At 65.3% G+C, this 24,527-nt stretch carries 24 protein-coding genes; 16 read left to right on the top strand and 8 right to left on the bottom strand.

The genetic code is table 11. The features are described 5' to 3' along the window. Positions 1–5: 5 nt before the first annotated feature. Complete coding sequence (locus AB7F11_RS17710; RefSeq protein ID WP_428289610.1) at positions 6–980, bottom strand: Bug family tripartite tricarboxylate transporter substrate binding protein; 975 nt, start codon at positions 978–980, stop codon at positions 6–8. Continuing rightward, positions 977–1,627 (bottom strand): 2-oxo-4-hydroxy-4-carboxy-5-ureidoimidazoline decarboxylase, encoded by a 651-nt coding sequence (gene uraD / locus AB7F11_RS17705; protein WP_428289611.1) that lies wholly within the window; start codon positions 1,625–1,627, stop codon positions 977–979. The genes AB7F11_RS17710 and uraD overlap by 4 nt, the downstream gene beginning before the upstream one ends. A 24-nt stretch (positions 1,628–1,651) precedes the next feature. Here uraD and AB7F11_RS17700 point away from each other — a divergent pair, with 24 nt between their 5' ends. The 7 genes from AB7F11_RS17700 (at position 1,652) to AB7F11_RS17670 (ending at position 7,147) form a co-directional block, all read left to right on the top strand. Next, positions 1,652–2,635, top strand: coding sequence for a LysR family transcriptional regulator (locus AB7F11_RS17700; protein WP_428289612.1), 984 nt, complete (start codon positions 1,652–1,654; stop codon positions 2,633–2,635). A 57-nt stretch (positions 2,636–2,692) separates the two neighbouring features. After that, positions 2,693–3,163: a Spy/CpxP family protein refolding chaperone gene (locus AB7F11_RS17695; RefSeq protein WP_428289613.1), complete on the top strand. Its 471-nt coding sequence runs from the start codon at positions 2,693–2,695 to the stop codon at positions 3,161–3,163. 15 nt (positions 3,164–3,178) lie between these two features. Next, positions 3,179–3,490 carry a hypothetical protein gene (locus AB7F11_RS17690; RefSeq protein WP_428289614.1) on the top strand — a complete coding sequence of 104 codons (312 nt, stop codon included), beginning with the start codon at positions 3,179–3,181 and terminating at the stop codon, positions 3,488–3,490. Between the two features lie 13 nt (positions 3,491–3,503). Then, a complete protein-coding gene (locus AB7F11_RS17685; RefSeq protein ID WP_428289615.1) occupies positions 3,504–4,199 on the top strand; it encodes a response regulator transcription factor in 696 nt (231 codons plus the stop codon). Then, entirely contained in the window at positions 4,196–5,578 is a 1,383-nt protein-coding gene (locus tag AB7F11_RS17680; RefSeq protein WP_428289616.1) for a HAMP domain-containing sensor histidine kinase, read from the top strand. The genes AB7F11_RS17685 and AB7F11_RS17680 overlap by 4 nt, the downstream gene beginning before the upstream one ends. Positions 5,579–5,667: 89 nt before the next feature. Further along, positions 5,668–6,333, top strand: a complete 666-nt coding sequence (locus tag AB7F11_RS17675; protein ID WP_428289617.1) for a hypothetical protein — start codon at positions 5,668–5,670, stop codon at positions 6,331–6,333. Between the two features lie 175 nt (positions 6,334–6,508). Beyond that, positions 6,509–7,147, top strand: coding sequence for a hypothetical protein (locus AB7F11_RS17670; RefSeq protein WP_428300162.1), 639 nt, complete (start codon positions 6,509–6,511; stop codon positions 7,145–7,147). A 16-nt stretch (positions 7,148–7,163) separates the two neighbouring features. Here AB7F11_RS17670 and rpoD read toward each other — a convergent pair whose 3' ends face one another. The 4 genes from rpoD to AB7F11_RS17650 all read right to left on the bottom strand — a co-directional run bounded on the left by rpoD (position 7,164) and on the right by AB7F11_RS17650 (position 14,252). After that, complete coding sequence (rpoD, locus tag AB7F11_RS17665) at positions 7,164–9,491, bottom strand: RNA polymerase sigma factor RpoD (RefSeq protein ID WP_428289619.1); 2,328 nt, start codon at positions 9,489–9,491, stop codon at positions 7,164–7,166. A 289-nt stretch (positions 9,492–9,780) separates the two neighbouring features. Then, positions 9,781–11,679, bottom strand: coding sequence for a DNA primase (gene dnaG / locus AB7F11_RS17660; RefSeq protein WP_428289620.1), 1,899 nt, complete (start codon positions 11,677–11,679; stop codon positions 9,781–9,783). Between the two features lie 19 nt (positions 11,680–11,698). Then, positions 11,699–13,480: a gamma-glutamyltransferase family protein gene (locus tag AB7F11_RS17655; RefSeq protein WP_428289621.1), complete on the bottom strand. Its 1,782-nt coding sequence runs from the start codon at positions 13,478–13,480 to the stop codon at positions 11,699–11,701. 13 nt (positions 13,481–13,493) lie between these two features. Next, positions 13,494–14,252: a 3-hydroxyacyl-CoA dehydrogenase gene (locus tag AB7F11_RS17650; protein WP_428289622.1), complete on the bottom strand. Its 759-nt coding sequence runs from the start codon at positions 14,250–14,252 to the stop codon at positions 13,494–13,496. 139 nt (positions 14,253–14,391) lie between these two features. On the opposite strand from AB7F11_RS17650, the gene ppk2 reads away from it, so the two are divergent. Beyond that, the gene (ppk2, locus tag AB7F11_RS17645) at positions 14,392–15,288 is read left to right on the top strand and encodes a polyphosphate kinase 2 (protein ID WP_428289623.1); all 897 of its coding nucleotides are present in this window, start codon (positions 14,392–14,394) and stop codon (positions 15,286–15,288) included. Positions 15,289–15,411: 123 nt separating this feature from the next. On the opposite strand, the gene AB7F11_RS17640 is transcribed toward ppk2, so the two are convergent. Beyond that, entirely contained in the window at positions 15,412–16,464 is a 1,053-nt protein-coding gene (locus AB7F11_RS17640) for an extracellular solute-binding protein (protein WP_428289624.1), read from the bottom strand. A gap of 110 nt (positions 16,465–16,574) precedes the next feature. Between AB7F11_RS17640 and AB7F11_RS17635 the strand changes: the two genes are divergently transcribed. Next, complete coding sequence (locus tag AB7F11_RS17635) at positions 16,575–17,507, top strand: patatin-like phospholipase family protein (protein WP_428289625.1); 933 nt, start codon at positions 16,575–16,577, stop codon at positions 17,505–17,507. Between the two features lie 133 nt (positions 17,508–17,640). On the opposite strand, the gene AB7F11_RS17630 is transcribed toward AB7F11_RS17635, so the two are convergent. Continuing rightward, positions 17,641–18,183 carry a phasin family protein gene (locus AB7F11_RS17630; protein ID WP_428289626.1) on the bottom strand — a complete coding sequence of 181 codons (543 nt, stop codon included), beginning with the start codon at positions 18,181–18,183 and terminating at the stop codon, positions 17,641–17,643. Positions 18,184–18,450: 267 nt separating this feature from the next. Between AB7F11_RS17630 and AB7F11_RS17625 the strand changes: the two genes are divergently transcribed. From AB7F11_RS17625 to AB7F11_RS17595, 7 genes are read left to right on the top strand one after another with little or no spacing between them, the layout of a single operon-like run. Beyond that, the gene (locus AB7F11_RS17625; RefSeq protein WP_428289627.1) at positions 18,451–19,389 is read left to right on the top strand and encodes a histone deacetylase family protein; all 939 of its coding nucleotides are present in this window, start codon (positions 18,451–18,453) and stop codon (positions 19,387–19,389) included. Beyond that, entirely contained in the window at positions 19,386–19,841 is a 456-nt protein-coding gene (locus AB7F11_RS17620; protein ID WP_428289628.1) for an acyl-CoA thioesterase, read from the top strand. The genes AB7F11_RS17625 and AB7F11_RS17620 overlap by 4 nt, the downstream gene beginning before the upstream one ends. Continuing rightward, on the top strand, positions 19,838–20,566 hold the full coding sequence (locus tag AB7F11_RS17615; protein WP_428289629.1) for a nitroreductase: 729 nt from the start codon (positions 19,838–19,840) through the stop codon (positions 20,564–20,566). Before AB7F11_RS17620 ends, AB7F11_RS17615 begins: the two co-directional genes overlap by 4 nt. 37 nt (positions 20,567–20,603) lie before the next feature. Further along, a complete protein-coding gene (locus AB7F11_RS17610; RefSeq protein ID WP_428289630.1) occupies positions 20,604–20,951 on the top strand; it encodes an FKBP-type peptidyl-prolyl cis-trans isomerase in 348 nt (115 codons plus the stop codon). Between the two features lie 5 nt (positions 20,952–20,956). Beyond that, the gene (locus AB7F11_RS17605; protein ID WP_428289631.1) at positions 20,957–21,943 is read left to right on the top strand and encodes a 2-hydroxyacid dehydrogenase; all 987 of its coding nucleotides are present in this window, start codon (positions 20,957–20,959) and stop codon (positions 21,941–21,943) included. A 10-nt stretch (positions 21,944–21,953) separates the two neighbouring features. Beyond that, entirely contained in the window at positions 21,954–23,330 is a 1,377-nt protein-coding gene (locus AB7F11_RS17600) for a DNA recombination protein RmuC (protein WP_428289632.1), read from the top strand. Beyond that, entirely contained in the window at positions 23,327–24,508 is a 1,182-nt protein-coding gene (locus AB7F11_RS17595; protein WP_428289633.1) for an MFS transporter, read from the top strand. The genes AB7F11_RS17600 and AB7F11_RS17595 overlap by 4 nt, the downstream gene beginning before the upstream one ends. Positions 24,509–24,527: the final 19 nt, after the last annotated feature.

Raw genomic sequence — 24,527 nt, 5'->3', positions numbered from 1 at the left:
GTCGCTCAATTCAGGCGTGCGCCCGACGCCTTGACGGCGGGTGCCCACTCATTGACCTGGTCGGTGACGAACTTCGTGAATTCCGTTGCGCTCATGGAATCCGGCGCCACGCCCAGGTCGGCCAGGCGTTTGGCCACATCGGGTTGCGCCACCACGTCATTCACCGCTTTGTTGATCTTGTCCACCACGTCTTTCGGTGTACCCGCCGGCGCGGAAACACCCAGGAAATTGTCGGCCACCAGTTTGGGATACCCCGCTTCCACCACGCTGGGTACGGTGGGCGACATGGCAGCGCGCGTTCGGGAAGTGACGGCGATGCCGGTGAGCTTGCCGTCCTTCATGTAGGGCACGTTCTGGGTGAGCGTGTCCACGGCGAACTGCAGGGTGCCACCCAGCAGATCGTTGTGCATGGGCGAGGAGCCCTTGTACGGCACATGCTCCATGTTCAGCTTGTACTGCTGCTTGAACATCTCACCCACGATGTGACCGATGGAGCCGACGCCGCCCGAGCCGTAGTTCACCGGCCTGGCCTGCGCGTTGATCCATTTCACCAGCTCGGGCATGGTCTTGGCGGGCACGGAGGGGTGCACCACGAACACATTGGGCACCGAGCCAATGTAGGCCACGTGGGTGAAACTTTTCACCGGGTCGTACGGCGCCTTGTCCATCATGAAGGGTGAAATGCTGATGGGCGCGGTGTTCGACAACAGCAGGGTGTAACCGTCCGCAGCGGCGCGCGCGACCTCGTTGGCGCCAATCGTGCTGCCCGCGCCGGGCTTGTTTTCCACGATCACGACCTGGCCCAGCTTTTCCTGCAGACCGGGCTGCAGCAGGCGCGCCACGATGTCCGAAGAACCGCCCGGCGCAAAGGTGACGATGATCTTGATCGGCTTCTGGGGCCAGGCCTGCGCGTGGGCTTGCGACAGCGCCAGGCACAGCAGCGCGCCGGTGGCCAGAAAGAGACGGCGTGGGGTTTTCATGAGGAGCTTCCTGAAAGGGTGGAGACGGCGGGTGGGGCGGCGGGAGAAACGGATGGCAATGGGGGTGACACGGCCTGGTTCAGCCGTCCGCGCATGACCTCGCAGACCTGCCGCAGTGCCTCGCTGCGTTCGGCTGCGCCGTCGTGTCGCAGTCGTTCGTCGAAGTCCTGCAACACCGAGGCCAGCGTCGCGTGCAGGCGCAGCGCTGCGATAAAAGGAAAGCCGAAGCGCTCGCGGTACTGCGAGTTGAGCGTTTCGATCCGCTGAACCGTCGGGGCATCCAGGGCGAGCAGGCCCAGGCGGCCCTGTTCGCTCTGCGAATCCGCGGTCATGGTGCCTGCCCGGGCTTCCCGGCCGGCGAGTTCGGGGTGGCTGCACAACAGGGCCCGCTGTTCCCCCTCGCTTGCGGCCAGGATCACGCCCGCCATCGCGCGGTACAGCTGTTCGTGGTCGGCAAACGGGTGTGCCGACCAGGCCCGCTGGGCCACCCAGGGCGAGTGCTCCACCACCGGGCCGAGCAGGGCGCGGAACGCGGTTTCGTCCAGGGCCTGAAAGGCTTCCCATGTGATCGACGTTGAGGCTGGCGAGTTCATGTTGAGCGCAGTTTGCGACGCCGTTGCATTGCTGTCCATCGCATAATTGGTCATGTTCCGTTCTGATTTTCAGCATGCATGAGCAACCTCAGTCAACTGCTTCATCCCAAGGCGCTGCGCTATGTGGCCGCCGTGGCCCAGCTGGGTTCGGTGCAGGCCGCAGCGCGCGAAGTGTCGATCTCGGCCTCGGCGATTGACCGTCACATCCTGCTGCTCGAAGAAGACCTGGGACTGCCCCTGTTCGAGCGTCAGCCGCGCGGCATGCGCCTGACGGCTGCGGGTGAATTGCTGCTGGCGCTCTCGCAGCGCTGGAAAGCCGATCTCAACCGCACGCTCTCCGACATCAAGCACCTGCAGGGCGTGAGCCAGGGGCACCTGCGGCTGGCGGCCATGGACAGCCATGTGAACGGCTTGCTGCCCGAATTCGTGCTAGCGGTGGCGAAGGAGCATCCCGGCATCGTGCTGGAGGTGGACATCGTGAGCACCGACGAGGCTGTGCAGCGCCTGCGCGCAGGCGAGGTGGACCTGGCGGTGGCCTTCAACCTCAGGCCCGCTCGCGAGCTGCACATCGTGGCCACTGCCGATCTGCCGCTGGGCTGCGTGGTGGCCCCCGGGCATCCGCTGGCATCGCAGGCGCAGGTGACCTTCAAGGACGTGGCAGGCTGGCCGCTGGCAGCGCAAAGCAAGGTGCTTGCCATTCGCCGCTACCTGGAGAAGCGCCACAACTGGCTGCTGCAGGAGGCTCGCCCGCCGCTGGTGACGAACTCGCTGCAACTGGTCAAGAGCCTGGTGCGCAGCGGCAGCCACGTCGCGCTCACCTCCGAGCTGGACGCCGGGCCGGAAATATTGGCCGGCCAGTTGTGCTTTGTGCCGCTCAAGGACAAGAGCGCACAACCGCAGACGGTGGCGGTGGCAGTGAGCGCCGGGCGCGCATTGCCGCACATTGCGCGCATGGTGGCCGAGCGCCTGGGGGCGCACGTGATCGACTACCTGGTGCGGGTGCGCGCAGCGGGGGCTGATACAAAACGAAAAAAACCGAAACCACGCCGAGACCCGAAGTAGCCATCCGGTCGGCACCATGACGGACATGTTCAACAGCCCTTCGCAAAGGACCCCGTCATGAAACCCTGGATCAAACGCACCCTCATGGCCTTCACCGGCATCTCCATCGCTGTGGGCGGCCTGGCCGCCTGCGGCACGCGCGGTCATCACGAACGCGGTCCCATGAGCGCCGAGAAGATGGCCGAGGTGCGTGGCAAGGTGATCGAACGCATCACCAGCAAGCTTGACCTTGACGCCGCGCAGCAACAAAAGCTCAATGTGCTGGCCGACAAGCTTCAGGCCCAGCGCACGGCCTTCATCGGGCAGACCACCGACCCGCGCGCCGAGTTGCGTTCGCTGGTGGCGGCCGAGAAGTTCGACCGTGCCCGTGCGCTGAACCTGCTGGACGAGAAGACCCGCGTGCTTCAGGTCAGCAGCCCAGAGGTGATCAACGCTCTGGCCGACTTCTACGACAGCCTCAATCCGACACAGCAGGCCGAAGTGCGCGAGCGCATGGCGCAGCGCAAGGGCTGGTTCGGTCGCGGCTGAACGCGAGGCGCGGCGATGTCACCGGCATTGCAGTCCATCGGTCAGCCTCTGCGCGAACATGGTTTTGCGCTGCTGGCCGAGGTGGACGACCCGCACGACGAGTTGCTGGCGCTGGTCTGGGGACCGCGCTTCGATCGCGAACACGCGCTGGGCCTGTGGGCCCGCTTTTCGCGAAGACGACCCGCCGAGGCGATTCACTCGCTGCCAGCCATCCTTGCGGCCGCCGACCGCTTCGATGGCCTTGACACGCGGGCCCAGCAGCGCCTTCGCCGCCTCATCCTTCGCCACCGGGCTCTCAGCGCGGCAGCTCCGCAGGCAGTGATATGAGTGAGAATGCCGCATGCACCGTGTCTTGCTGATTGACGACGACGAACAGCTCGGAGCCCCCCTGGCGACCTATTTCCAGCGCTTCGAGCTGGCGCTGACCCACGCGCTGCGCCCCAGCGAAGGGCTGGCGCGCTTGCGCGCCGGTTCTTTCGAGGTCGCCATCCTGGACGTGATGCTGCCCGAAATGGATGGCTTCGAACTCTGCCGCACCATCCGCAAGGAAAGCGACATCCCCATCGTCATGCTCACTGCGCGCGGCGATGTGATGGACCGTGTGGTCGGTCTCGAACTTGGCGCCGACGACTACCTGCCCAAGCCCTTCGAGCCGCGCGAGCTGGTGGCGCGCATCCAGACCGTGCTGCGCCGGCGCCATGGGCAGAACGGCCCGGCGGCAGTGGCGCCTTCGCCCGGTGTGTTGACCTTCGAGGGACTCAGCATCGACCCCGCGCGCCGCAGCGTGATGCGCCAGGGCGAGGCGGTGGAGCTTACCGGCACCGAGTTCGAGCTGCTCCACCTGCTCGCTCGCGAGAGTGGCCGCGTGATCAGCCGCGATGACATCCTCAACCAGTTGCGTGGACATGACGCCGACCTGTACACCCGTGCCGTCGACATTGTGGTGAGCCGCCTGCGCAAAAAACTCGAACCGCTGGACTGCATCAAGACCCTGCGCAATGCCGGCTATTCGCTGGCCTTGCGCCGACAGGCATGAAGCTCACCCCCGCTGCCCCCTGGTACCGCAGCGCCTTCACCGCATTGCGCCGTTCGCTCAGGCTGCGCCTGGTGCTGGTATTCCTGCTGCTGGCCCTGGGCATGGCGTTCACCTTCATCAGTGGTGCGCAGAAAGCGTTTTCGGTCGGCTGGCGCGAGGCAGCGCGCCCCTTGCTCATGGACTACGTGGACCGCCTTGCTGCTGAAGTCAGCGTCGATGGCGCTCCCAGCGTGGAGCGTGCCCAGGCGCTCACGCAGCGCCTGCCTCTCACCCTGGTCATCCAGGGGCCGCGGGTCAATTGGCGTTCGCATCCCGAGCAGATCAGGCCGCACTGGAAACGGGACCGACCAAGCAGCGCCGATGGCGACGGCCCCGGTTGGGGCGATGACCAAGACTGGGATCGACTGCTGCTTCGAACCACTGCCGATGGCCACCGCATCGAGTTTGGTCTGAACGACGCCGTGTTCGAGCGCCGCCCCAAGCTGATCGGCTTCACCTTGAGTGTGTTGCTGCTGCTCACGTTGCTGGCCTACCTGTACGTACGCCGCCTGTTGCGGCCGCTGGACGACATCCGCCAAGGTGCGCAGCGTTTCGGTGCGGGCGAATTCGGCGAGCCGATACCGGTGCGCCGACCTCAGCGGCCCGACGAGCTCGGGCAGCTCGCCACCACCATCAACACCATGGGCCAGGACATCCAGCAGATGCTTGAAGCCCAGAGAGCGCTGTTGCTGGCGATCAGCCATGAACTGCGCAGCCCGCTCACTCGCGCGCGCCTCAACACCGAACTGCTCCCCGAGACCGAGGAAACCGCTGCGCAACGCGAGGCCTTGCTTCGCGATCTGGCCGAAATGGCCCGACTCATCAGCGATCTGCTGGAGAGCGAGCGCCTGGCCGGACGCCACAAGGCGCTGCACCGCGAGCCCACCGATGCGGTCGCGCTCGCCAGGGAGGTGATCGAAGAACTGGCTCTGACCCAATCGGCCGCTCGCACCATTCAACTGCTCGCCTCGCCGGGCCTGCCCACGCTGCCGCTGGACCGCATTCGTGTTCGGCTGCTCTTGCGCAACCTGCTGGACAACGCCGTGCGCCACAACGCCGGTGCAACCCAGCCGGTGGAACTGCACATTCGCCCCGAACCCACGCAAGGCCATGGCGTTCAGATCGAGGTGCGCGACCATGGCCCCGGTGTGCCTGAAGAGCAGTTGCAACACCTGGCCCAACCCTTCTTTCGCCCCGACACCGCCCGCACCCGCAGCACGGGTGGCGTGGGGCTGGGCCTGTATCTGTGCCGCCTGGTGGCCCAGGCTCACGGCGGCACATTCGCGGTGCGCAATGCGCAGCCAGGATTGGCCGTGACGGTGACGTTGCCCGAGCGTTGAATGTTCGCCCGCTGGGCGACCAGGGGGGTTGCAACGCGGGCGTTTTCTGGTTAAATTCTGTATTCGCAATTCAAGAATACAGAATTCAAATGCAACTCAAACCGCAAGACTTCGTGGTGGCGTTCAAGCTCGTGGCGTGGGGAGGCGAGCGATGGACCTATGCCCGCATGGCTCACGAACTCGGGCTGAGCGCCTCGGAAGCGCACGCTGCCGTGAAACGTGGCCTCCAGGCTGGCCTGCTGGAAAACAACCCGGTCTGGCCGGCGCCGGCCTCAACGGGTGGCGTGCTGGAGGAGCCTGCGGCGTTGTACCGGGTGCGCGCACGGCCGCGCAGGCCGAGCCGCGAAAGGGTGGCCCGCAACGTGGCCAACGAAGCATCGCCGCTGATGGACGACAACCCTGCGCGCGTGCACCGCGCCAACCTCACCGAGTTTGCGGTGCATGGCGCGCGGTTTGCCTTTCCCGCCCAGCGACTGCCCAACTCGCCAGGTGTGCCCACCGGGCGCAGTTGCCCCGAAGCGGCCCGCTGGCTGCCGAAGGGTGAGGGTGCCTGGGTCTGGCCTCATCCGCAGGGTCCGTGGCAAGGCCAGGGTATCGAGCCACTGCATCCGGGTGTTCCGTTTGCGGCCATGCAAGACGTGCGGTTGCACGAAATGCTGGCGCTGTTCGATGCCCTCCGCGTGGGCGAACCGGGCGAGCGGCAGGCCGCAGGGCAGCGACTGCAATCGCTCCTCGGCGTGGGCTCGGTCGAGTAAAGGCTGGCCTATGTTCGAGTGTTACATCGGCATTGGCTATTCGGGAGCACAGACGGCACTGACGCGTTTGAAGGGCCTCCAGGTTTTTGCAGCGAGGCCAGGCGAACGAAGTTTCGAACGATGGAACTGCGGGAGCCAGGCTGCCGAGACCGACGTCAACTGGAGTCGTCGAGAAGTGGCCGAAAGGTTGCGGGACGAAGTCCTTGGAGGCACTCGCTTTCTCGCGGGCATCGACCACGGTTTCTCGCTTCCGGTGGCCCATTTCGGGCGCCACCGTCTGGACGCCTGGCCTGCCTTCCTCAACGACTTCGTGACGCATTGGCCCACGCACGAGGATGGCACGGTCGTGGACGCCGTGAGGCGCCGCCTGATGCGTCAGCGAAACAGCGCCTGGGTGGCGGCGCCACCAGACGCGTCGGGCGAGGCTCTTCGGCTGACGGAGCGCTGGACCTCAGCGGCCCGCAGCGTGTGCCTGTTCGATGCGCAGGGCGTGGCTGCCAAGGCCGCGCATGCAGGCATACCCTGGCTGAAATGGCTGCGCGACGAGGTCGGCGACCGGCTGCATTTCTGGCCATTCGACGGCTGGCAGGTGCCTGAAGGCAAGTCGGTGATGGTCGAGGTCCACCCTTCCATCTTTCGCCGCCGCTATCCACGCGAGCAGCGAGAACCGGACGAGCACGACGCCTACGCCACCGCGCGCTGGATGGCCGACATGGCCGCCCGCGGCGCGCTGCAAGCCTGCTTTGCGCCGCCACTCACGCCCATGGAGCGCGACGTGGCTGAGCTTGAAGGCTGGATGCTCGGGGTGCGTTGAACCCGCTGCAAGCCGCTTACAGCGTGTCGATGAAGCTGCGCAGCTTGTCCGAACGGCTCGGATGCTTGAGCTTGCGCACGGCCTTGCTCTCGATCTGACGAATGCGCTCACGCGTCACGTCGAACTGCTTGCCCACTTCTTCCAGCGTGTGGTCGGTGGACATCTCGATGCCGAAACGCATGCGCAGCACCTTGGCTTCACGCGGCGTGAGGCTGTCGAGGATCTCCTTGACCACCTCACGCAGGCCCGCCTGCATCGCAGCCTCGATGGGTGCGGTGTTGGCCTGGTCCTCGATGAAATCACCGAGGTGCGAATCGTCGTCGTCGCCGATGGGCGTTTCCATCGAGATCGGCTCTTTCGCGATCTTCATGATCTTGCGGATCTTGTCCTCAGGCATCTCCATCTTCTCGGCCAGGATGGACGCATCGGGCTCAAAGCCGAACTCCTGCAAGTGCTGGCGGCTGATGCGGTTCATCTTGTTGATCGTCTCGATCATGTGCACCGGGATGCGGATGGTGCGCGCCTGATCGGCGATGGAGCGGGTGATGGCCTGTCGGATCCACCAGGTCGCGTAGGTCGAGAATTTGTAACCCCGGCGATACTCGAATTTGTCCACTGCCTTCATCAGGCCGATGTTGCCTTCCTGGATCAGATCGAGGAACTGCAGGCCGCGGTTGGTGTACTTCTTCGCAATCGAGATCACCAGGCGCAGGTTGGCCTCGATCATTTCCTTCTTGGCATCGCGCGAGGTCGACTCGCCCTGGTTCATCCGCTTGTTGATGTCCTTCAGGTGCGCCAGCGGCACGACCACGCTGCTCTGAATGTTCATCAGGCCCTGCTGCAGTTCCTGAATGGGCGGGATGTTGCGTTCCATCACCACGCTCCAGGGTTTGCCGGCGGCGGCCTGCTTCTCCACCCACTTCAGGTTGAGCAGGTTGGCGGGGAATTCGGCGATGAACTTCTCCTGCGGCATGCCGCACTTGTCCACAATGATGCGGCGCAGCTCGCGTTCCTTCTTGCGCACTTCATCCACCTGATTGCGCATGGTGCTGCACAGTTTCTCGATCGCCTTGGCGGTGAAGCGAATCGACATCAGCGTCTCGGTGATGGCGTTTTGCGTCTTGAGGTAGGCGGGGGTGCCGTAACCTTCCTTGTCGTAGGTCTTGTGCAGCTTTTCGAACAGCGTGCGCATGGTGTCAAAGCGCGTGAGTGCCTCGCGCTTGAGTTCTTCCAGCTTTCGAGTCAGTGCCTTGGAACCACCCTTGCCGTCGTCGTCGTCGGCTTCGTCGTAGTCGTCGAAGTCTTCCTCAGCCACGTAGTCGTCAGCCTCGTCGGCGTCCGCGAACCCATCGACCACGGTGGAGATGACGACCTTGCCTTCGCGAATGTCCTCGGCCATGACGAGGATCTCGGCGATGGTGGCAGGACTTTCGCTGATGGCGGCCATCATGTCGTTCAGGCCGCCCTCGATTCGTTTGGCGATCTCGATCTCGCCTTCGCGGGTGAGCAGTTCCACCGTGCCCATCTCGCGCATGTACATCCGCACCGGGTCGGTGGTGCGGCCGAACTCGCTGTCCACAGTGGAGAGGGCGGCTTCGGCTTCTTCTTCGGCCTCCTCCTCGGTGGCGGCGGTGGGGCCGGTGTTGTTCAGCAGCAGGGTTTCGGCGTCAGGTGTCTGTTCATAGACGGCCACACCCATGTCGTTGAGCAACGAAACCACCACTTCCAGCGTCTCGGCTTCCACCAGCTTGTCGGGCAGGTGGTCGTTGATCTCGCCGTGCGTGAGGTAGCCGCGCGTCTTGCCCAGCTTGATCAGGGTCTTGAGGCGTTCGCGGCGGTTGCGCGCTTCTTCTTCGGACAGGATGGTTTCATCCAGGCCGAATTCCTTCATCAGCGCGCGCTCTTTCGCCTTGCTGATCTTCATGCGCAGGGGCTTGACCTTCTCGGTCGCCTGCACGGAGGTGTCGACCACCTCGGCTTCGACCTCGCCGGTCAGATCGTCTTCGATGTCGCTCAGGTCGGCATCGTCCAGATCGGCATCGGCCTTGCCTTTGCCCTTGGCGTCGGCCTTGGGCTTGCGGCCGCGCTTGGCCGCCGGTTTTTCGGCGACCTCGGCCTTGGCGGGGCGGCCGGCCTTTTTCTTCGCAGTGGTTTCGTCGATCGGGTCGGCCTTGGCGGCAGATTTCTTGGCGGGCGCAGTCTTGGCAGCGGCCTTGGCGGGGGTCTTCTGGGTCACAGCAGGGGCTTTCTTGGGGGGCGAAGCCGGAGCGGCCGCGCGCGGGCTGGCCTTCTTGGCGGTTTTGGTGCTGGACACGACGGGCGTACTGGATTTCTTCGCGGGCATGAGGACCTCAAAAAAATGTCGAACTGGAACCGGCAGATCACACAAAAACGCTGAAGGCCGCGCTGCGCGGTCACCCCGGTGGTTTTGTCGGGCACATCACCTGCCCCTTGCCGGAAGGAGCGGGCCTGCAAGCTGTGAGGGCGAACATTTGGTGTGCAGTCCTTGCGGGGTTCCGTCAGGACCGGTTGGGTCACTGAGGTGGCCAGGAGGGTGTCCATGTAGCCCCGTTGCCTGGGGCCGGGCCGATGCCGGAGGTGCTGCTGTCGCGCTTGCGGTGCAAAACCCTGGATTATACCGCCGGGTTGCTGATTTTGTGCTCGAGCGCCTTGCGAAGCGCCTGGATCTCGCGGTACCGGTCGAGCTGCCCTGGGTCCTGCGCGGAAAGGGCAATGGCCTCGCTTTCCATGGCCTTGAGGTGCTCGATGCGCAGCCGCGTCATGACCTCCTGCAGTTCCTGCAGTTCCTGGGTGTCTGCCTCGGGCTCGGTGGGCATGACCACCTGCTCGGCCTGCGCGCAGGCAAACACCTCGTGCTCATGGCCTCGCAAGGCTTCGCGCAACGCGGCCCAGGGCTGCGGACCGTGTTCATGAAGTTGCCCTTCGAGCCAGGTGATCACGGGACCGTGGGGAGCCTCAAGGTGTGCCAGCAGGGTGTGATCATCTGCCGACAGGCTGTCCCATGCCAGCGGGTTGGCCAGCAGCAGGCCCACCGCACGGTCTCCCCGGCTGGTTACCCCCCGCCGGTGCCCGGGGGCCCGCCGAGCTGTGGAGGGGGGCGACAGCTTGCGCCGAGGTGACAGGGTGTCGCTGACGCGACCTGAATTCCCGGTGGGCGCCTCACGCTGCGGGCTGCGCGCCTGTCCCCGGGACGGGCCACCCTGCTGCCAGAGCTGCATCAGATCCTGACTGTCCAGCGCAATGCCGTCGGCCAGCTCGCCGATCAGCTGGCGTTTGAGTGCGCCGTCGGGAAGTGCGCTCCAGAGGGGGCGCGCCTGGCTGGCCATTCGGGCGCGGCCTTCGGCGGTGGACAGGTCGCAGTCGGCACTGGCGGCCTCGATCAGGAAACGCGACAGCGGCACGGCTTCCTTCACGCACTGCGCAAAGGCGGATTCGCCATTGGCGCGAATGAAGCTGTCCGGGTCGTGCTCGGCGGGCAGGAAAAGAAACTTCACACTGCGCGTGTCGGTGGCCAGCGGCAGGGCAGCGTCGAGCGCCTTGCGCGCGGCACGGCGTCCCGCGCCATCGCCATCGAAGCTGAAGACCACCGAATCGGTGAAGCGGAACAGCTTCTGCACGTGGTCCGGCGTGCAGGCGGTGCCCAGCGTGGCCACCGCGTTGGCAAAGCCGAGCTGGGCCAGCGCCACCACGTCCATGTAGCCCTCGGTCACGAGCGCGTAACCCGCCACGCGAATGGCGGTGCGGCCTTCGAACAGGCCATAGAGTTCGCGGCCCTTGCTGAACACCGGGGTTTCAGGAGAGTTGAGGTATTTGGGTTCGCCCTTGTCGAGCACGCGCCCACCAAAACCGATGCACTCGCCTTTGACGTTTCGGATCGGGAACATGATGCGGTCGCGAAAACGGTCGTACCGCTTCGTCTGCCCGTCGGCGCCTTTCTCGTCCTCGTGCTCGATCACCATGCCCGATTCCACCAGCAGCGCGTCCTGGTAGTCGGGGAACACGCTGGCCAGCGAGCGCCAGCCTTCTGGCGCGTAACCCAGGCCGAACGCCTTGGCGACTTGTCCCGACAGGCCCCGGCCCTTGAGGTAGTCCACCGCGCGGGGCGACACCTTGAGCTGCCTGGCGTAGGCTTGGGCGGCCTTTTCCAGCACGTCGGTCAGCGTGGCCTGCTTTTGGCGCTGTTGGGCGGCGCGCTCGCGATCTTGCGGCGAGGCTTCGTCCTCTGGCACCTGCAGGCCAGCCTGCTGGGCCAGGTCTTTCACAGCCTCGATGAAACTCATGCCCGCGTGTTCCATCAGGAAACCGATGGCATTGCCATTGGCGCCGCAACCGAAGCAGTGATAGAACTGCTTGGTCGGGCTGACGCTGAAAGACGGTGACTTCTCGCCATGGAACGGGCACAGCCCCATGAGGTTGGCGCCGCCCTTCTTGAGCTGCACGTAGCGACCCACCACGTCGACCACGTCGACACGGTTGAGCAGTTCCTGTATGAAAGTCTGGGGGATCGCCACCCGGGTATTCTGAACCAGCCTAGTCTCCGGCGACGATGCCTTCGCGTCGCGGATCGGCGCCCCCCAGCCACCGTCCTTGCCGGCGCACTAGTGCCTGCGCGCCGCTGGTCATCTCGATCTGAAGCACCTGGTGCCCCAGCGCCTGCAGGGCTTGTGCGGTGGTGGCGGGAAACCTCATTTGCTCCAGCAGCAGCGGTCCACCCAGGCTGCCGAAGTTCGGCAGATCCAGCGCAGCCTGCGGGTGCAGGCCCCACTGCAATACGCCGTGCAAGGCCTTGGCCGTGTAGTGGATGATGAGCGCACCACCCGGGCTGCCGGTGCTCATGAGCAGCTCGCCGCTGGCGCGGTCGAACACCAGCGTGGGTGCCATGGAGGAGCGGGGCCGCTTGCCGGGTTCGACCCGGTTGGCCACGGGCAGGCCGCCGGCGCCGCGTGGCGTGAAGCTGAAGTCGGTGAGCTGGTTGTTGAGCAGGAAGCCGCCGGGCCGCGAGGGATCCGTGGTCACCATGCGGCGAGCGCCAAAGCCCGCTTCGATGGTGGTGGTCATGGCCACCGCACGCCCCTGGGCATCGACGATGCTGATGTGGCTGGTGCCGTATTCGGGTTGCGCGGGCATGGGGGCGTATGACACCCGCTGACCAGCCGGCTCGCCGGCCGGCATCTGCTCGGCACGGCCCGGACCCATGAGCCGCGCGCGCTCGTCCAGATAGCGCGGTTCAAGCAGGCTGTCCCAGCGGCCACCCGGTGCGATGATGAAATCGGGGTCTGCCACATAACGGGCCCGATCGGCGAATGCCAGCCGGGAGGCTTCTGTGTAGGCGTGCAGCCAGTTTGCCGATGGCAGACCGGCCTGCAGCGGTGCTGTGGCCTGCGGTGAGCGGGCCAGCAGGCCAAGGATCTGACCGACTGCGAGGCCACCCGAACTCGGCGGCGGGAAGCCGCAAATGCGCAGCGCGCGGCCGCCCGCCTGATGGTCGTGGCACAGGGCTTCGCGCTCCCTGGGCTGGTAGCGTTTCAGGTCTTCGGCACTCAGGGCGCCGGGCAGTGGCGGGCGCTGCACGGCGGCCACGATGGCTTGCGCCACCGGGCCTTCATGCAGGGCGATGGGGCCGATCGTTGCGACGTTGCGCAGCACCTGCGCGAGCTCCGGGTTGCGCAGCAAGTGGCCCGCTGGATGCGCTGAACCATCGGCGCGGTAGAAGAGGGCGCGCGCTGCGGCGTCTTCGCGCAGCGCTGGGTCGGCCGTGAGCAAGGCGTGCAGACGAGCGCTCACCGGAAAGCCCTGTTCTGCGAGTTCAATGGCGGGCTGGAACAGCCGCACCCAGGGCAGGCGCCCATGCTGGCGATGCGCCAGCGCCAGCATCAGGACCGTTCCTGGCACGCCCACCGACCGTCCGCTGGTGACCGCCGTATTGAACGGCAGCGGCTGGCCTTGCGCATCCAGGAACATCGATTCGGAAGCGCCAGCCGGCGCCGTCTCTCGGCCATCGAAAGCCTGAACGCGCCGGCCGTCGAAGTGCAACAGAAAGGCACCGCCGCCGATGCCGCTGGATTGTGGCTCGACGAGCGTCAACACCATCTGCACCGCGATGGCGGCATCCACCGCGCTGCCTCCTTCACGCAAGATGCGGGCGCCTGCCTCGGTGGCCAGCGGGTTGGCCGCAGCCACGGCCTGGCGCTGGAAGGTCCAGCCGGGTTTGGCGGTGAGGCCAGACGAAGCTTCTGGCTGCGCAGGCGGCGGAAGCGTCGGCGCACAGGCGCCCAGCAACACCAGCCAAGCGATCGCAGCCAGTCGCTTCATGTCGTTGGCATGCTTACTTCGGAGCCAGGCGAATCGCGCCATCGAGGCGGATCACCTCGCCATTCAGCATGTCATTCTCGAAAATGTGCTGGGCCAGTCTGGCGTAGTCCTGCGGCGTGCCCAGGCGGCTGGGGAAGGGCACGCCAGCCGCCAGTGCGTCCTGCACCTCCTTGGGCATGCCGAACAGCATGGGCGTACCGAAGATGCCCGGCGCAATCGTCATGTTGCGGATGCCGTTGCGCGACAGGTCGCGCGCAATCGGCAGCGTCATGCCGACGATGCCGCCCTTGGAAGCGGCGTAAGCGGCCTGGCCGATCTGGCCGTCATAGGCCGCCACGCTGGCGGTGGAGATCATCACGCCGCGCTCGCCCGTGGCCTCGGGCTCGTTCTTGCTCATGGCTTCGGCGGCCAGGCGGATCATGTTGAAGCTGCCCACCAGGTTGACCATGATGGTCTTGGTGTACACGCCCAGGTTGTGAGCGCCGTTCTTGCCCACGGTCTTCTCGGCCGGCGCAATGCCCGCGCAGTTCACCAGGCCCATGAGCTTGCCCATGGAAACCGCCTTGGCCACCACGGCCTGGCCATTGGCCTCGCTGCTCACGTCGCACTTCACGAAAGCGCCGCCGATGTCCCTGGCCACGGCTTCGCCTTTCTCGACCTGCATGTCGGCCACCACGACGATGCCGCCCTTGGCCGCGAGCATGCGTGCCGTGCCTTCGCCCAGACCCGATGCGCCGCCGGTGACGATGAAAACCTTGCCTTGAATGTCCATGAGGTACTCCATTGAGAGGGGGATAGATATGACGTTGACGTAAACGTCAATTCAGCGCGAATTATGCGACACGCGCGCGTCACATGGCTGTCACAAGAGCCCCCTAGCCTGATCGCTTTGTCTTCAATCTGGACTTGCCATGCTCGACAACGCAGACGACCAGATGCGCCGCATCCACGCCGACCTGATGGACGGTTTCGACGAAGAGCTCGAGATGGAACTGGAGGACCGTGAGACCGATGCGACCGACGCCGCGCAGCAGAAGGAGGCGCGCCGCGTCTATTTCCGTGAGCTGTTCCGCCTGCAGGCTGAGCTGGTGAAGCTGCAGGACTGGGTGGTGGCGACCGGGCACAAAGTGGTGATTCTGTTCGAGGGGCGGGACGCGGCAGGCAAAGGCGGCGCCATCAAGCGCATCACCCAGCGCCTGAACCCACGCGTGTGCCGCGTGGCCGCGCTGCCGGCACCCAACGACCGCGAGCGCACGCAGTGGTATTTCCAGCGTTACGCCGCGCACTTGCCAGCGGCCGGCGAAATGGTGCTGTTCGATCGCAGCTGGTACAACCGCGCCGGCGTTGAACGCGTCATGGGCTTCTGCACCGATGAGCAATACGAGGAGTTTTTCCGCTCCGTGCCCGAGTTCGAACGCATGCTGGTGCGCTCAGGCATCCAGCTCGTCAAGTACTGGTTCTCCATCTCGGACGAAGAGCAACACCTGCGTTTCCTGGGCCGTATCCACGACCCGCTCAAACAATGGAAGCTCAGCCCCATGGACCTGGAAAGCCGGCGCCGCTGGGAGCTCTATACCCAGGCCAAGGAAGTGATGCTGGAGCGCACCCACATCCCCGAATCACCCTGGTGGGTGGTGCAGGCCGACGACAAGAAAAAGGCCAGGCTGAATTGCATCCACCACCTGCTTCAGCAGATGCCTTACGGCGAAGTGGAAAAAGCGACCATCACCTTGCCTGAACGTGTGCGCCACGAAGGCTACCGCCGCCACCAGGTGCCCGGCGAAATCCACGTACCGCAAGTCTATTGAGACGCAAAAACCAAGGCCCGCAACAGCGGGCCTTGGTCATCCAGAGATGCCGTGGAACTGGCTTTGCCAGGCCACAGGCATCGCCCCCTTGAGGGGGTCGCGCGAAGCGCGGCAGGGGTGTACTTACTTGTACCCGGCGCGATCCAGCATCTGCTGAACCTTTGTCATGTTCTTGGCCACCACGCCCAGGGGCACGGTCTCGGCCTTGAAGTTGTCGCCGCCCATGGCCTTGATGGCGGGGTTGTCGATCTTCAGGCCCTTGACGGTGGGGAACTCGTTGTTGCCGTTGGCAAAGTAGTCCTGCGCGTAGGGGCTGGCGAGGAACTCCATGAACAGGATGGCGTTGTCGCGGTTCTTGGCATGTTTGGCCACACCGGCGCCAGCAATGTTCACGTGGGTGCCGCTGGTGCCCTGGTTGGGAAACGACACACGCACCTTGTCCATCACCGCCTTGTCTTCCGGCTTGGTGGACTTGATCAGGCGGGCCACATAGTAGGTGTTGGTGAGCGCGACGCCGCATTCGCCAGAGGCCACGCCCTTGATCTGGTCGGTGTCGCCGCCCTTGGGTGCGCGCGCCATGTTGCTCACCACGCCCTTGAGCCAGGCTTCCCCTTTTTGGTCACCCAGGCGCTCGACCACGGTGGAGAACAGCGAAAGGTTGTATGGGTGCGAGCCCGAACGCGTGCAGACCATGCCCTTGAGCTTGGGGTCGGCCAACTGCTCGTAGGTGGACACGTCCTCGGCCTTCACGCGGGCCGGGTCGTACACGATCACGCGGGCGCGGGTCGAAAAGCCCGTCCAGGTCACGCCGTCGGCGGTGGCGGTGGCGCGCAGGTTGGCGGGGATGGCGGCATCGAGCTTGGCCGACTTGATGGGCTGGAACAGGCCCTGGGCGTCGGCGGTGGCCAGGCGTGCGGCGTCGACCAGCATGATCACATCGGCAGGAGAGGCGGCACCTTCGGCGCGCAACCGCGCCACGATGCCCGCGTCGTCCGCGTCCACGCGGTTGATCTTGATGCCCGTGGTTCTGGTGAACGTGTCGTACATCACCTCGTCGGTCTGGTAGTGGCGCGCCGAATAAAGGTTGAGCACCTTGTCCTGCGCTTGCGCTTGAACGCCCAGCGTGGCGGCGGTGGCAATGGCCAGAATCGAAAGCTTAGGGAAGAACGTGGTCATGACGGTCCTGTTTTTTGATGGAAGGTGGGAGCTGCGTCGGGATTCGAAAGCCCGGGATTGCGTCAACACAGAAGGGGATAATCCGGTCCAAGATGCTAACAGAAACGCGAATGGTTCTTAATAAGACCCTGATCTCCAGTGGCCTGCTGGTGGTGGTGATGGTGCTGGCAGGTTGTTCCACGTCACCGCCGCGCCTGCCTGAGGAGCCCGTTGTCACAACCGTGCCGACGCCCCCCGAGGTCGCCACCCGAGCGCCGCGACTGGGCCTGGCGCTGGGCGGCGGCGCGGCGCGCGGTTTTGCGCACGTGGGCGTGATCCAGGTGCTGGAGCAGCACGGCATCCGTCCCGATCTGGTGGTGGGCACTTCGGCGGGCAGTCTGGTGGCTGCGCTTTACGCCAGCGGCAAGAGTGCGGCGCAACTGGAAGCGGCGGCGCTGAGCATGGAAGAAGCGGCCTTGACCGATTGGGCCTTGCCCATCATGGGTCGCGGCCTCCTGCGCGGTGAAGCGCTGACGCGCTACGTGCGCAAAGAGGTGGACGGCAAGCTGCTGGAGAACATGAGCCTGCCGCTGGGTGTGTTGGCGACCGACCTGTCGAACGGGCAGGGTGTGCTGTTCCGGCGGGGCGACGCCGCGCAGGCAGTGCGCGCTTCCAGCGCGGTGCCCGGCGTGTTCGCCCCGGTGGCCATTGCCGGCCGCGAGTACCTCGACGGGGGCCTGGTGGCCCCGGTCCCGGTGCGCCAGGCGCGCGACATGGGTGCCGAGGTGGTGCTGGCGGTGGACATTTCCAGTTCGCCCGAAGGCAACTCCGCCGCTGGCAGCCTGCAAGTGTTGCTGCAGACCTTTGCGATCATGGGGCAGAGCATCAATCGCCATGAACTGGCCGGCGCTGATGTGGTGGTGCGCCCTGCGCTGGCGGGCGTGGGCAGCGCGGACTTCGCTTCTCGCAAGCGCTCCATCGAGGCAGGGCGAGCGGCGATGCAGGCGGCGCTGCCGATGCTGCGCACCCAGCTGGCCAGAAAAAAAGCCCTCACTTCGCAGTGAGGGCTTAAGGGGTCCGATGAAATCGAATTTCGAAAAGGACCCGAGGAGACAACCAGAAAAACCAGTTTGATCCTAGAGGGGGTGCCGGGGCGCGTGACCGGTGAGCCGATCAACGGCGCCCTCGCAGCGATGTTCAGCGCTTCTTGGCGGCCGACTTCGTGGCGTTCACGGCGGAAGCGGTCACGGTATTGAAGTTGGCCTCGGCCATTTCGGTGGCTTGCTTGACGGCCTTCTGCACCGATTCCATGGCGTTGTTGGCGGCAGACACGGCGCTCTTCATCACGGCCACGGCGGTTTCGGAACCGGCGGGAGCGTTCTTGGCGGCGTTGTCCACGACAGCCAGGAACTTCTTCTGGGTGTCGCTGCCTTGTGCTTCGGCGGCCTTGGCGAACTCAGCGCCGGTGCCCGAAGCGATGTCGTACAGATGACGGCTGTAGGCCACGGTCTTCTCGGCCAGCGGCTGCATCAGGTTGGCTTGCAGCGTCAGCAGTTCCTGAGCGTCCTTCACGCTCAGCAGGGCCTGGGCGCTGTTGGCGGATTCGGACAGGGCGGCCTTGGTGGCTTGCACATTCAGCTCGACCAGCTTTTCCATGCCTTCGAAGGCTTTCTGGGTCAGGCCGAAAATGGTTTCGATGTTGGCTTTCTGGGCGGCAACGATTTGTTCAGCGGTCAACATATTCATACTCCTGGAGTTGTCAAAAAATAGAGGGCTTAGTTGAGGGCTGCTCGGAACACCGCGCTGTCTTTGACGCTGTTGTTCTCGTTCGCTTTGCTGCACTGCAACATGGGCTCGATTATAGAGAGGCGAAACGATCGCGCAAGCCTTTTTTGCTGCATTGCAACATTCTAGAGGGCCGGTTCTAGAAACCGCTGGCAGCGCTGCGGATTCGTCTGGCGGACACAATCAGCGACCTTCATCGTCGGCCCGCTTCGGCTCCATCTTGTGCAAGCTTTCTACGCCGACCACTTCGTCCTTCCCTTGCCAAGCGGCCATCGCTTTCCGATGGCCAAGTACGCCCGCCTGCGCGAAAGACTTTCCGCCGAACTGCCGGAGGTGCAACTGGACCAGGCACTGCCGGCCAGCGATGGCGAACTGGCCCTGGTGCACACGCCGGCCTACATCGAGGCCGTTGGTTCTGGCACCTTGTCCGCCGCAGCGCAACGAGAGATTGGTTTTCCCTGGAGCCCAGCCATGGCCGAGCGAGCCAGGCGATCGGTGGGCGCCACCCTGCAGGCCTGTCGCAGTGCCATGGGCGGCGCGGGCCTGGCGGCCAATCTGGCTGGGGGCACGCACCATGCCTACCCGGACAAAGGCAGCGGATTCTGTGTGTTCAACGACCTGGCCGTGGCGGCGCGGCTGATGCAGGCCGAACACGCCCGCAGGCATCGCGCGCTCGGACCATTGCAGGTGGCCATCATCGACCTCGACGTGCATCAGGGCAATGGCACGGCGCGCATCTTCGCCGGTGACCCGACGGTGTTCACGCTCTCCCTGCACGGCGCTAAGAATTTTCCGTTTCGCAAGGAGCCGAGCGATCTGGACGTGGAATTGCCAGACGGCTGCGCCGACTCCGAATACCTTGAAGCGCTGGAGCTCGCGCTGGGTGAGCTCGATCGACGGTTCGAGCCTGGCCTGGTGCTCTACCTGGCGGGTGCTGACCCGCACGAAGGCGACCGCCTCGGCCGTCTCAAGCTGAGCTTTGATGGGCTTGAAGCGCGCGACCGCAGGGTGATGGATTGGGCCTGGCGGCGGCGGGTGCCACTGGCCTTTGCCATGGGCGGCGGCTATGGCATCGACCTCGAAGCCACGGTGCAGGTGCAGATCAACACCTACCGCACGGCGCTGGCGTATGTCGGCCGCTGGCACAATGCCGCGGCATGAATACCGTTACCCGTTCACCTTCCGAGCGTCCGCAAGCCCTGCCGCGCAGCGCCTATCGTGCGTTCCGACCGATCGGCACGCGCTGGAGCGACAACGATGTCTACGGCCACGTGAACAACGTGGTGTACTACAGCTGGTTCGACACGGCCGTCAACGCCTATTTGATTGAGCAGGGCGCGCTGGACATCCACGCTGGCCCGGTGATTGGCCTCGTGATCGAGACGCAGTGCAACTACTTCGCGCCGCTGGCGTTTCCGCAAGCCGTGTGGGCGGGTCTGCGCGTGGCGCACCTGGGCAGCTCCAGCGTCCGCTACGAGGTGGGCCTGTTCGCCGATGGCGCGGACCTGGCCGCCGCGTGCGGGCACTTCGTGCATGTCTATGTGGACCGCGATACCCGGCGTCCTGTGCCGCTTCCTGAATCCCTCAAACGCACCCTGGAGACCCTTCGATGACCCTCAACCCCCAGGCTGCCGCAGCGGCCATCGACGGCGCCAGCGTCGATGCAGCGATCACCAGCCGCATGTCCGTGCGGGCTTTTTTGCCCAAACCTGTGCCGCGCGCGACGATCGAACACCTGCTGACCCTGGCCAGTCGTGCGCCCTCTGGCACCAACACGCAGCCCTGGAAGGTTTACGTACTGCAGGGCGCCAGCCGCGACGCGCTGGTGGGGAAGGTCTGCGCCGCGCACGACGCGCTGCGTGCCGATCCGTCTCTGGCCGAGCAGTACAAGGAAGCCTACGACTACTACCCCGAGAAGTGGGTCAGCCCCTTCATCGACCGGCGTCGCGAGAACGGCTGGGGACTCTACGGTCTGCTGGGCATCACCAAGGGCGACAAGGACAAGATGCACGCGCAGCACCAGCGCAATTTTCGTTTCTTCGATGCGCCTGTGGGCCTCATGTTCACGCTGGACCGCGTGATGGGGCGGGGTTCGCTGGTGGACTACGGCATGTTCATGCAGAACCTCATGGTGGCCGCGCGCGGCCACGGTTTGCACACGTGCCCGCAAGCGGCCTGGAACGGCTTTGCCCGCATCATTCTTCCGCACGTCGGCGCGGGCGAAAACGAGATGCTGGTCTGCGGCATGTCGCTGGGCTATGCCGACCCCGACCATGTGGTCAACGGCTTCTACACACCGCGCGAGCCGGCCGCTTCTTTCACGACTTGGCTGGAATAATCGAGCGCTTCACATTCACGACAACCAGGAGATTCCCATGATCACCACCCCCAGCGGCCTGCAATACGAAGACACCGTGGTCGGCAACGGCGAGACCGCCCAGGCCGGTCGCCCTGTGCAGGTTCACTACACCGGCTGGCTCTACAACGACGGCGTGCAAGGCGCCAAGTTTGATTCCAGCAAGGACCGTGGACAGCCTTTCGAATTCCCGCTCGGTGCGGGCCACGTCATCAAGGGTTGGGACGAAGGCGTGCAGGGCATGGCCGTGGGCGGCACGCGCCGGCTCGTGATTCCCGCTGCGCTGGGCTATGGCGCGCGCGGTGCGGGCGGCGTGATCCCACCCAACGCGACACTGCTGTTCGAAGTCGACCTGCTGGCGGTCTGAGCGCCATGTCGAGCGTTTCAAGCCGGGCGTCGGTGCTGGTCTCGCGCTCAGTGTTCCCGGAAGTCGTGGAGCGCTTGCGGGAACACTTTGACGTGCAGACCAACGACGAAGATGCCGTGTGGTCTCCCGCGGAACTGGCTGCGCGACTGCAGGGCAAGAAGGGTGTGCTCACGACTGGCAGCGAGCGTGTGGACGCAGCGCTGCTGGCGGCTTGCCCCCAACTGAAGATCGTTGCCAACATCGCGGTGGGATACAACAATTTCGACGTGCCCGCCATGACCGCGGCCGGCGTGCTGGCCACCAACACGCCCGACGTGTTGACCGAGACCACCGCAGATTTCGGGTTTGCACTGCTGATGGCGACGGCGCGACGCATCAGCGAGAGCGAGCATTTTCTGCGGGCCGGTCAATGGAACCAGTGGCGCCTGGACCTGTTCGCCGGTGCCGAGGTCCACGGCAGCACCCTGGGCATTCTGGGCATGGGTCGCATCGGTCAGGCGATCGCACGGCGCGGCGCTCATGGTTTTGGCATGAAGGTGATCTACCACAACCGTTCCCGGCTCGATGCCGCGACCGAGGCCGAATGCAAGGCCCGTTACGTGGACAAGGCCGAACTGCTCAGCTCGGCGGACCACCTCATCCTTGTGCTGCCATACAGCGCCGAATCGCACCACGCCATTGGCGCGGCCGAAATCGCGCAGATGAAGCCCACGGCGACGCTGGTCAACATCGCGCGTGGCGGCATCGTGGACGACGCGGCGCTGGCGGTGGCATTGCGCGAGAAGCGCATCGCCGCCGCGGGGCTGGATGTGTACGAGGGCGAGCCCAAAGTGCATCCGGACCTGCTCACGGTGCCCAACGTCGTGCTCACGCCGCACATCGCCAGCGCCACCATCGCCACCCGCAAGGCCATGGCCAACCTGGCGGCGGACAACGTGATTGCCTTCCTCACCACCGGGCGCGCCGTCACGCCCATCAACACCGTGGCCTGAAGCACGCTGGATGATGGCCGACCTCCTTCCCTGGGCGCTGCTGATCCTGCTGTTGGTGAACCTGCTGCTGGTGGGCTGGCTGTTGCTGCGCCGCCCGCCGACGGATGTCGAAGCGGTGGCGCACCAGCAGCAGCTGCTGGCGCAACTGCAGCAGCAGGGCCAGCGCGTGGAACGGGTGGAGAGCGAACTGCGTCGCGAGATCAGCGAGTCCTCTCGCGGCGGCCGCCAGGAGATCCAGCAGACGTTGGCCACCTTTCAGGAAACCCTGACTGGCCAGTCCGCAGAAACCACGCGCACGCAGAACGCCCAGCTCGACGCCTTTGCCCAGCAGTTGGTGCTGTTGCGCGGGACGCTGGGGGACACGCTCACGCGGCAGTTGCAGGACATGAGCGAAGGCAACGCCCGCCGCCTGGCCGAGATCCGCACCACGCTCGATGCGCAGTTGCAGCAACTCCAGCAGAGCAACTCGGCCAAGCTCGACGAGATGCGCGCCACGGTTGACGAGAAGCTGCAGAGCACGCTGCAGGCGCGCCTGGGCGAGAGTTTCAAGCAGGTGGCTGATCGCCTGGAGCAGGTCCACAAGGGGCTGGGAGAAATGCAGACGCTGGCGCAAGGCGTGGGCGACCTCAAGCACTTGCTGACCAACGTGAAGACGCGCGGCATGTTCGGCGAAGCCCAGCTCGGCGCCTTGCTCGAACAGGTGTTCGCGCCCGACCAGTACGCCTCCCAGGTGACCACACGCCCCGGCAGCCGCAACGCGGTGGACTTTGCCATCAAGCTGCCTGGAAGGGGCGACGATGGCGCACCCTGCTGGTTGCCGATCGACGCCAAGTTTCCCAATGAGGACTACGAACGCCTGCTCGATGCGCAACAGCGCGCCGACGTCGAGGGCGCCGAGTTGGCCGCACGTGGGCTGGAACAGCGCATCCGCCTCGAGGCGAAGTCCATGGCAGACAAATACCTGGAGCCGCCGCACACCACCGATTTCGCCATTCTTTTCCTGCCGACCGAAGGCTTGTATGCCGAGGTGTTGCGCCGTCCTGGCCTGATGGAAGTGCTGCAACGCGAACACCGCGTCACGCTGGCCGGGCCGACCACACTCATGGCCATGCTGAACTCGCTGCAGATGGGCTTTCGCACGCTCGCGCTGGAGAAGCGCTCAAGCGAAGTCTGGCAGGTGCTGGGAGCGGTCAAGACCGAGTTCGGCAAGTTCGGTGATGTGCTTTCCCGCGTGAAGAGCCAGACGCAGACCGTCCTGAATACGCTGGACCAGGCACAGACGCGGACCAATGTGATGAGCCGCGCCTTGCGCAGTGTGGAGGCCCTTCCGCAAGACCAGGCCAGCGCGCTCTTGCCGCTGGACCCCACCGACAACGCGGACGCTTGAACCCGAATCTGCGCATCGACCTCGCGCGCCTGATCGCCGCCCAGATCAGCCTGCACGCGTGCATGACCGGCTTTCGCCTTGCCGCGCCGCTCCTGGCGCTGCGCGAAGGGTACAGCCCGGTGGCGGTGGGCGTGCTGCTGGCACTCTTCGCGCTGGCGCCGGTCTTCATGGCGCTGCCGGCCGGACGTTACGCCGACCGACGTGGCCTGCGCAAGCCAGTGGCCATTTCAGTGGGCATTGCCTCGTCAGGCGCGGCGCTGGCGGTGGCGTTTCCCGTGTTTCCCGTGCTGTGCCTGAGCGCGCTCACCTGCGGCGCGGCGACGGGCCTGGCGATGATCGCCTTGCAGCGCCACGTGGGTCGGCTCGCGAACGGACCCACCGAGCTGCGTCAGGTCTTCAGCTGGATGGCCATCGGTCCTTCCATCTCCAATTTCCTTGGTCCCTTTGTCGCTGGCGTGATGATCGACACCTTCGGGTTTCGCGCCGCCTTTCTGTTGCTGGCGCTGCTGCCATCCATGGCCTGGTTCTGGGTGCGGCACACGGTCGAGCACGAGCCAGTGTCGCCCGATCTGCGGCAGGCCAGTGGCTCATCGTGGAACCTGTTGAGAGACAAAGGCTTCAGGACCTTGATGGCGATCAACTGGATGTTGTCCTCGTGTTGGGATGTGCACACCTTCCTGGTTCCGGTGCTGGGCCATGAGCGAGGCCTCAGTGCCACCGTCATCGGCACCATTCTTGGCGCTTTCGCGCTGGCCGCCACCGCGATCCGCCTTCTCATGCCCTGGCTGGCCGCGCGGCTTCGCGAATCTGTCGTGATCGGCTCGGCCATGCTCGCCACCGCCGCTCTGTTCGCCGCCTATCCGCTGGTGCAGTCGGCCTGGGCCATGGGCGCCTTGTCGGTTTTGCTGGGGCTGGCGCTTGGCTCGGTGCAACCCATGATCATGAGCACCCTGCACCAGATGACGCCGCACCACCGCCACGGGGAAGCACTGGGCCTGCGCGCCATGGCCATCAACGGCTCCAGCGTGGTGATGCCTCTGCTCTTTGGTTCGGCGGGTGCGCTGGTCGGCGTCGGGGCGGTGTTCTGGATCGTGGGCTCCGTCGTTGGTCTGGGCTCGCCACTGGCCTGGACCTTGCGGGCGCCTGCGTCCACCGCACCCGAGCGCTTGCAACCGTGAGCGAGCGCCGTCAGCGGCG

The sequence above is a fragment of the Hydrogenophaga sp. genome, assembly GCF_050250835.1.
Classification (GTDB): domain Bacteria; phylum Pseudomonadota; class Gammaproteobacteria; order Burkholderiales; family Burkholderiaceae_C; genus Hydrogenophaga.
Note: the sequence above shows the minus strand (reverse complement) of the source record. Positions and strands in the feature narration are given on the sequence as shown.

Excerpts from the sequence above, each read along its gene's own strand:
- AB7F11_RS17710 (WP_428289610.1), bottom strand. The coding sequence starts at position 980 with ATGAAAACCCCACGCCGTCTCTTTCTGGCCACCGGCGCGCTGCTGTGC.
- uraD (WP_428289611.1), bottom strand. The coding sequence starts at position 1,627 with ATGACCAATTATGCGATGGACAGCAATGCAACGGCGTCGCAAACTGCG.
- AB7F11_RS17700 (WP_428289612.1), top strand. The coding sequence starts at position 1,652 with ATGAGCAACCTCAGTCAACTGCTTCATCCCAAGGCGCTGCGCTATGTG.
- AB7F11_RS17695 (WP_428289613.1), top strand. The coding sequence starts at position 2,693 with ATGAAACCCTGGATCAAACGCACCCTCATGGCCTTCACCGGCATCTCC.
- AB7F11_RS17690 (WP_428289614.1), top strand. The coding sequence starts at position 3,179 with ATGTCACCGGCATTGCAGTCCATCGGTCAGCCTCTGCGCGAACATGGT.
- AB7F11_RS17685 (WP_428289615.1), top strand. The coding sequence starts at position 3,504 with ATGCACCGTGTCTTGCTGATTGACGACGACGAACAGCTCGGAGCCCCC.
- AB7F11_RS17680 (WP_428289616.1), top strand. The coding sequence starts at position 4,196 with ATGAAGCTCACCCCCGCTGCCCCCTGGTACCGCAGCGCCTTCACCGCA.
- AB7F11_RS17675 (WP_428289617.1), top strand. The coding sequence starts at position 5,668 with ATGCAACTCAAACCGCAAGACTTCGTGGTGGCGTTCAAGCTCGTGGCG.
- rpoD (WP_428289619.1), bottom strand. The coding sequence starts at position 9,491 with ATGCCCGCGAAGAAATCCAGTACGCCCGTCGTGTCCAGCACCAAAACC.
- AB7F11_RS17655 (WP_428289621.1), bottom strand. The coding sequence starts at position 13,480 with ATGAAGCGACTGGCTGCGATCGCTTGGCTGGTGTTGCTGGGCGCCTGT.
- AB7F11_RS17650 (WP_428289622.1), bottom strand. The coding sequence starts at position 14,252 with ATGGACATTCAAGGCAAGGTTTTCATCGTCACCGGCGGCGCATCGGGT.
- ppk2 (WP_428289623.1), top strand. The coding sequence starts at position 14,392 with ATGCTCGACAACGCAGACGACCAGATGCGCCGCATCCACGCCGACCTG.
- AB7F11_RS17640 (WP_428289624.1), bottom strand. The coding sequence starts at position 16,464 with ATGACCACGTTCTTCCCTAAGCTTTCGATTCTGGCCATTGCCACCGCC.
- AB7F11_RS17635 (WP_428289625.1), top strand. The coding sequence starts at position 16,575 with ATGGTTCTTAATAAGACCCTGATCTCCAGTGGCCTGCTGGTGGTGGTG.
- AB7F11_RS17630 (WP_428289626.1), bottom strand. The coding sequence starts at position 18,183 with ATGTTGACCGCTGAACAAATCGTTGCCGCCCAGAAAGCCAACATCGAA.
- AB7F11_RS17620 (WP_428289628.1), top strand. The coding sequence starts at position 19,386 with ATGAATACCGTTACCCGTTCACCTTCCGAGCGTCCGCAAGCCCTGCCG.
- AB7F11_RS17615 (WP_428289629.1), top strand. The coding sequence starts at position 19,838 with ATGACCCTCAACCCCCAGGCTGCCGCAGCGGCCATCGACGGCGCCAGC.
- AB7F11_RS17610 (WP_428289630.1), top strand. The coding sequence starts at position 20,604 with ATGATCACCACCCCCAGCGGCCTGCAATACGAAGACACCGTGGTCGGC.
- AB7F11_RS17605 (WP_428289631.1), top strand. The coding sequence starts at position 20,957 with ATGTCGAGCGTTTCAAGCCGGGCGTCGGTGCTGGTCTCGCGCTCAGTG.
- AB7F11_RS17600 (WP_428289632.1), top strand. The coding sequence starts at position 21,954 with ATGATGGCCGACCTCCTTCCCTGGGCGCTGCTGATCCTGCTGTTGGTG.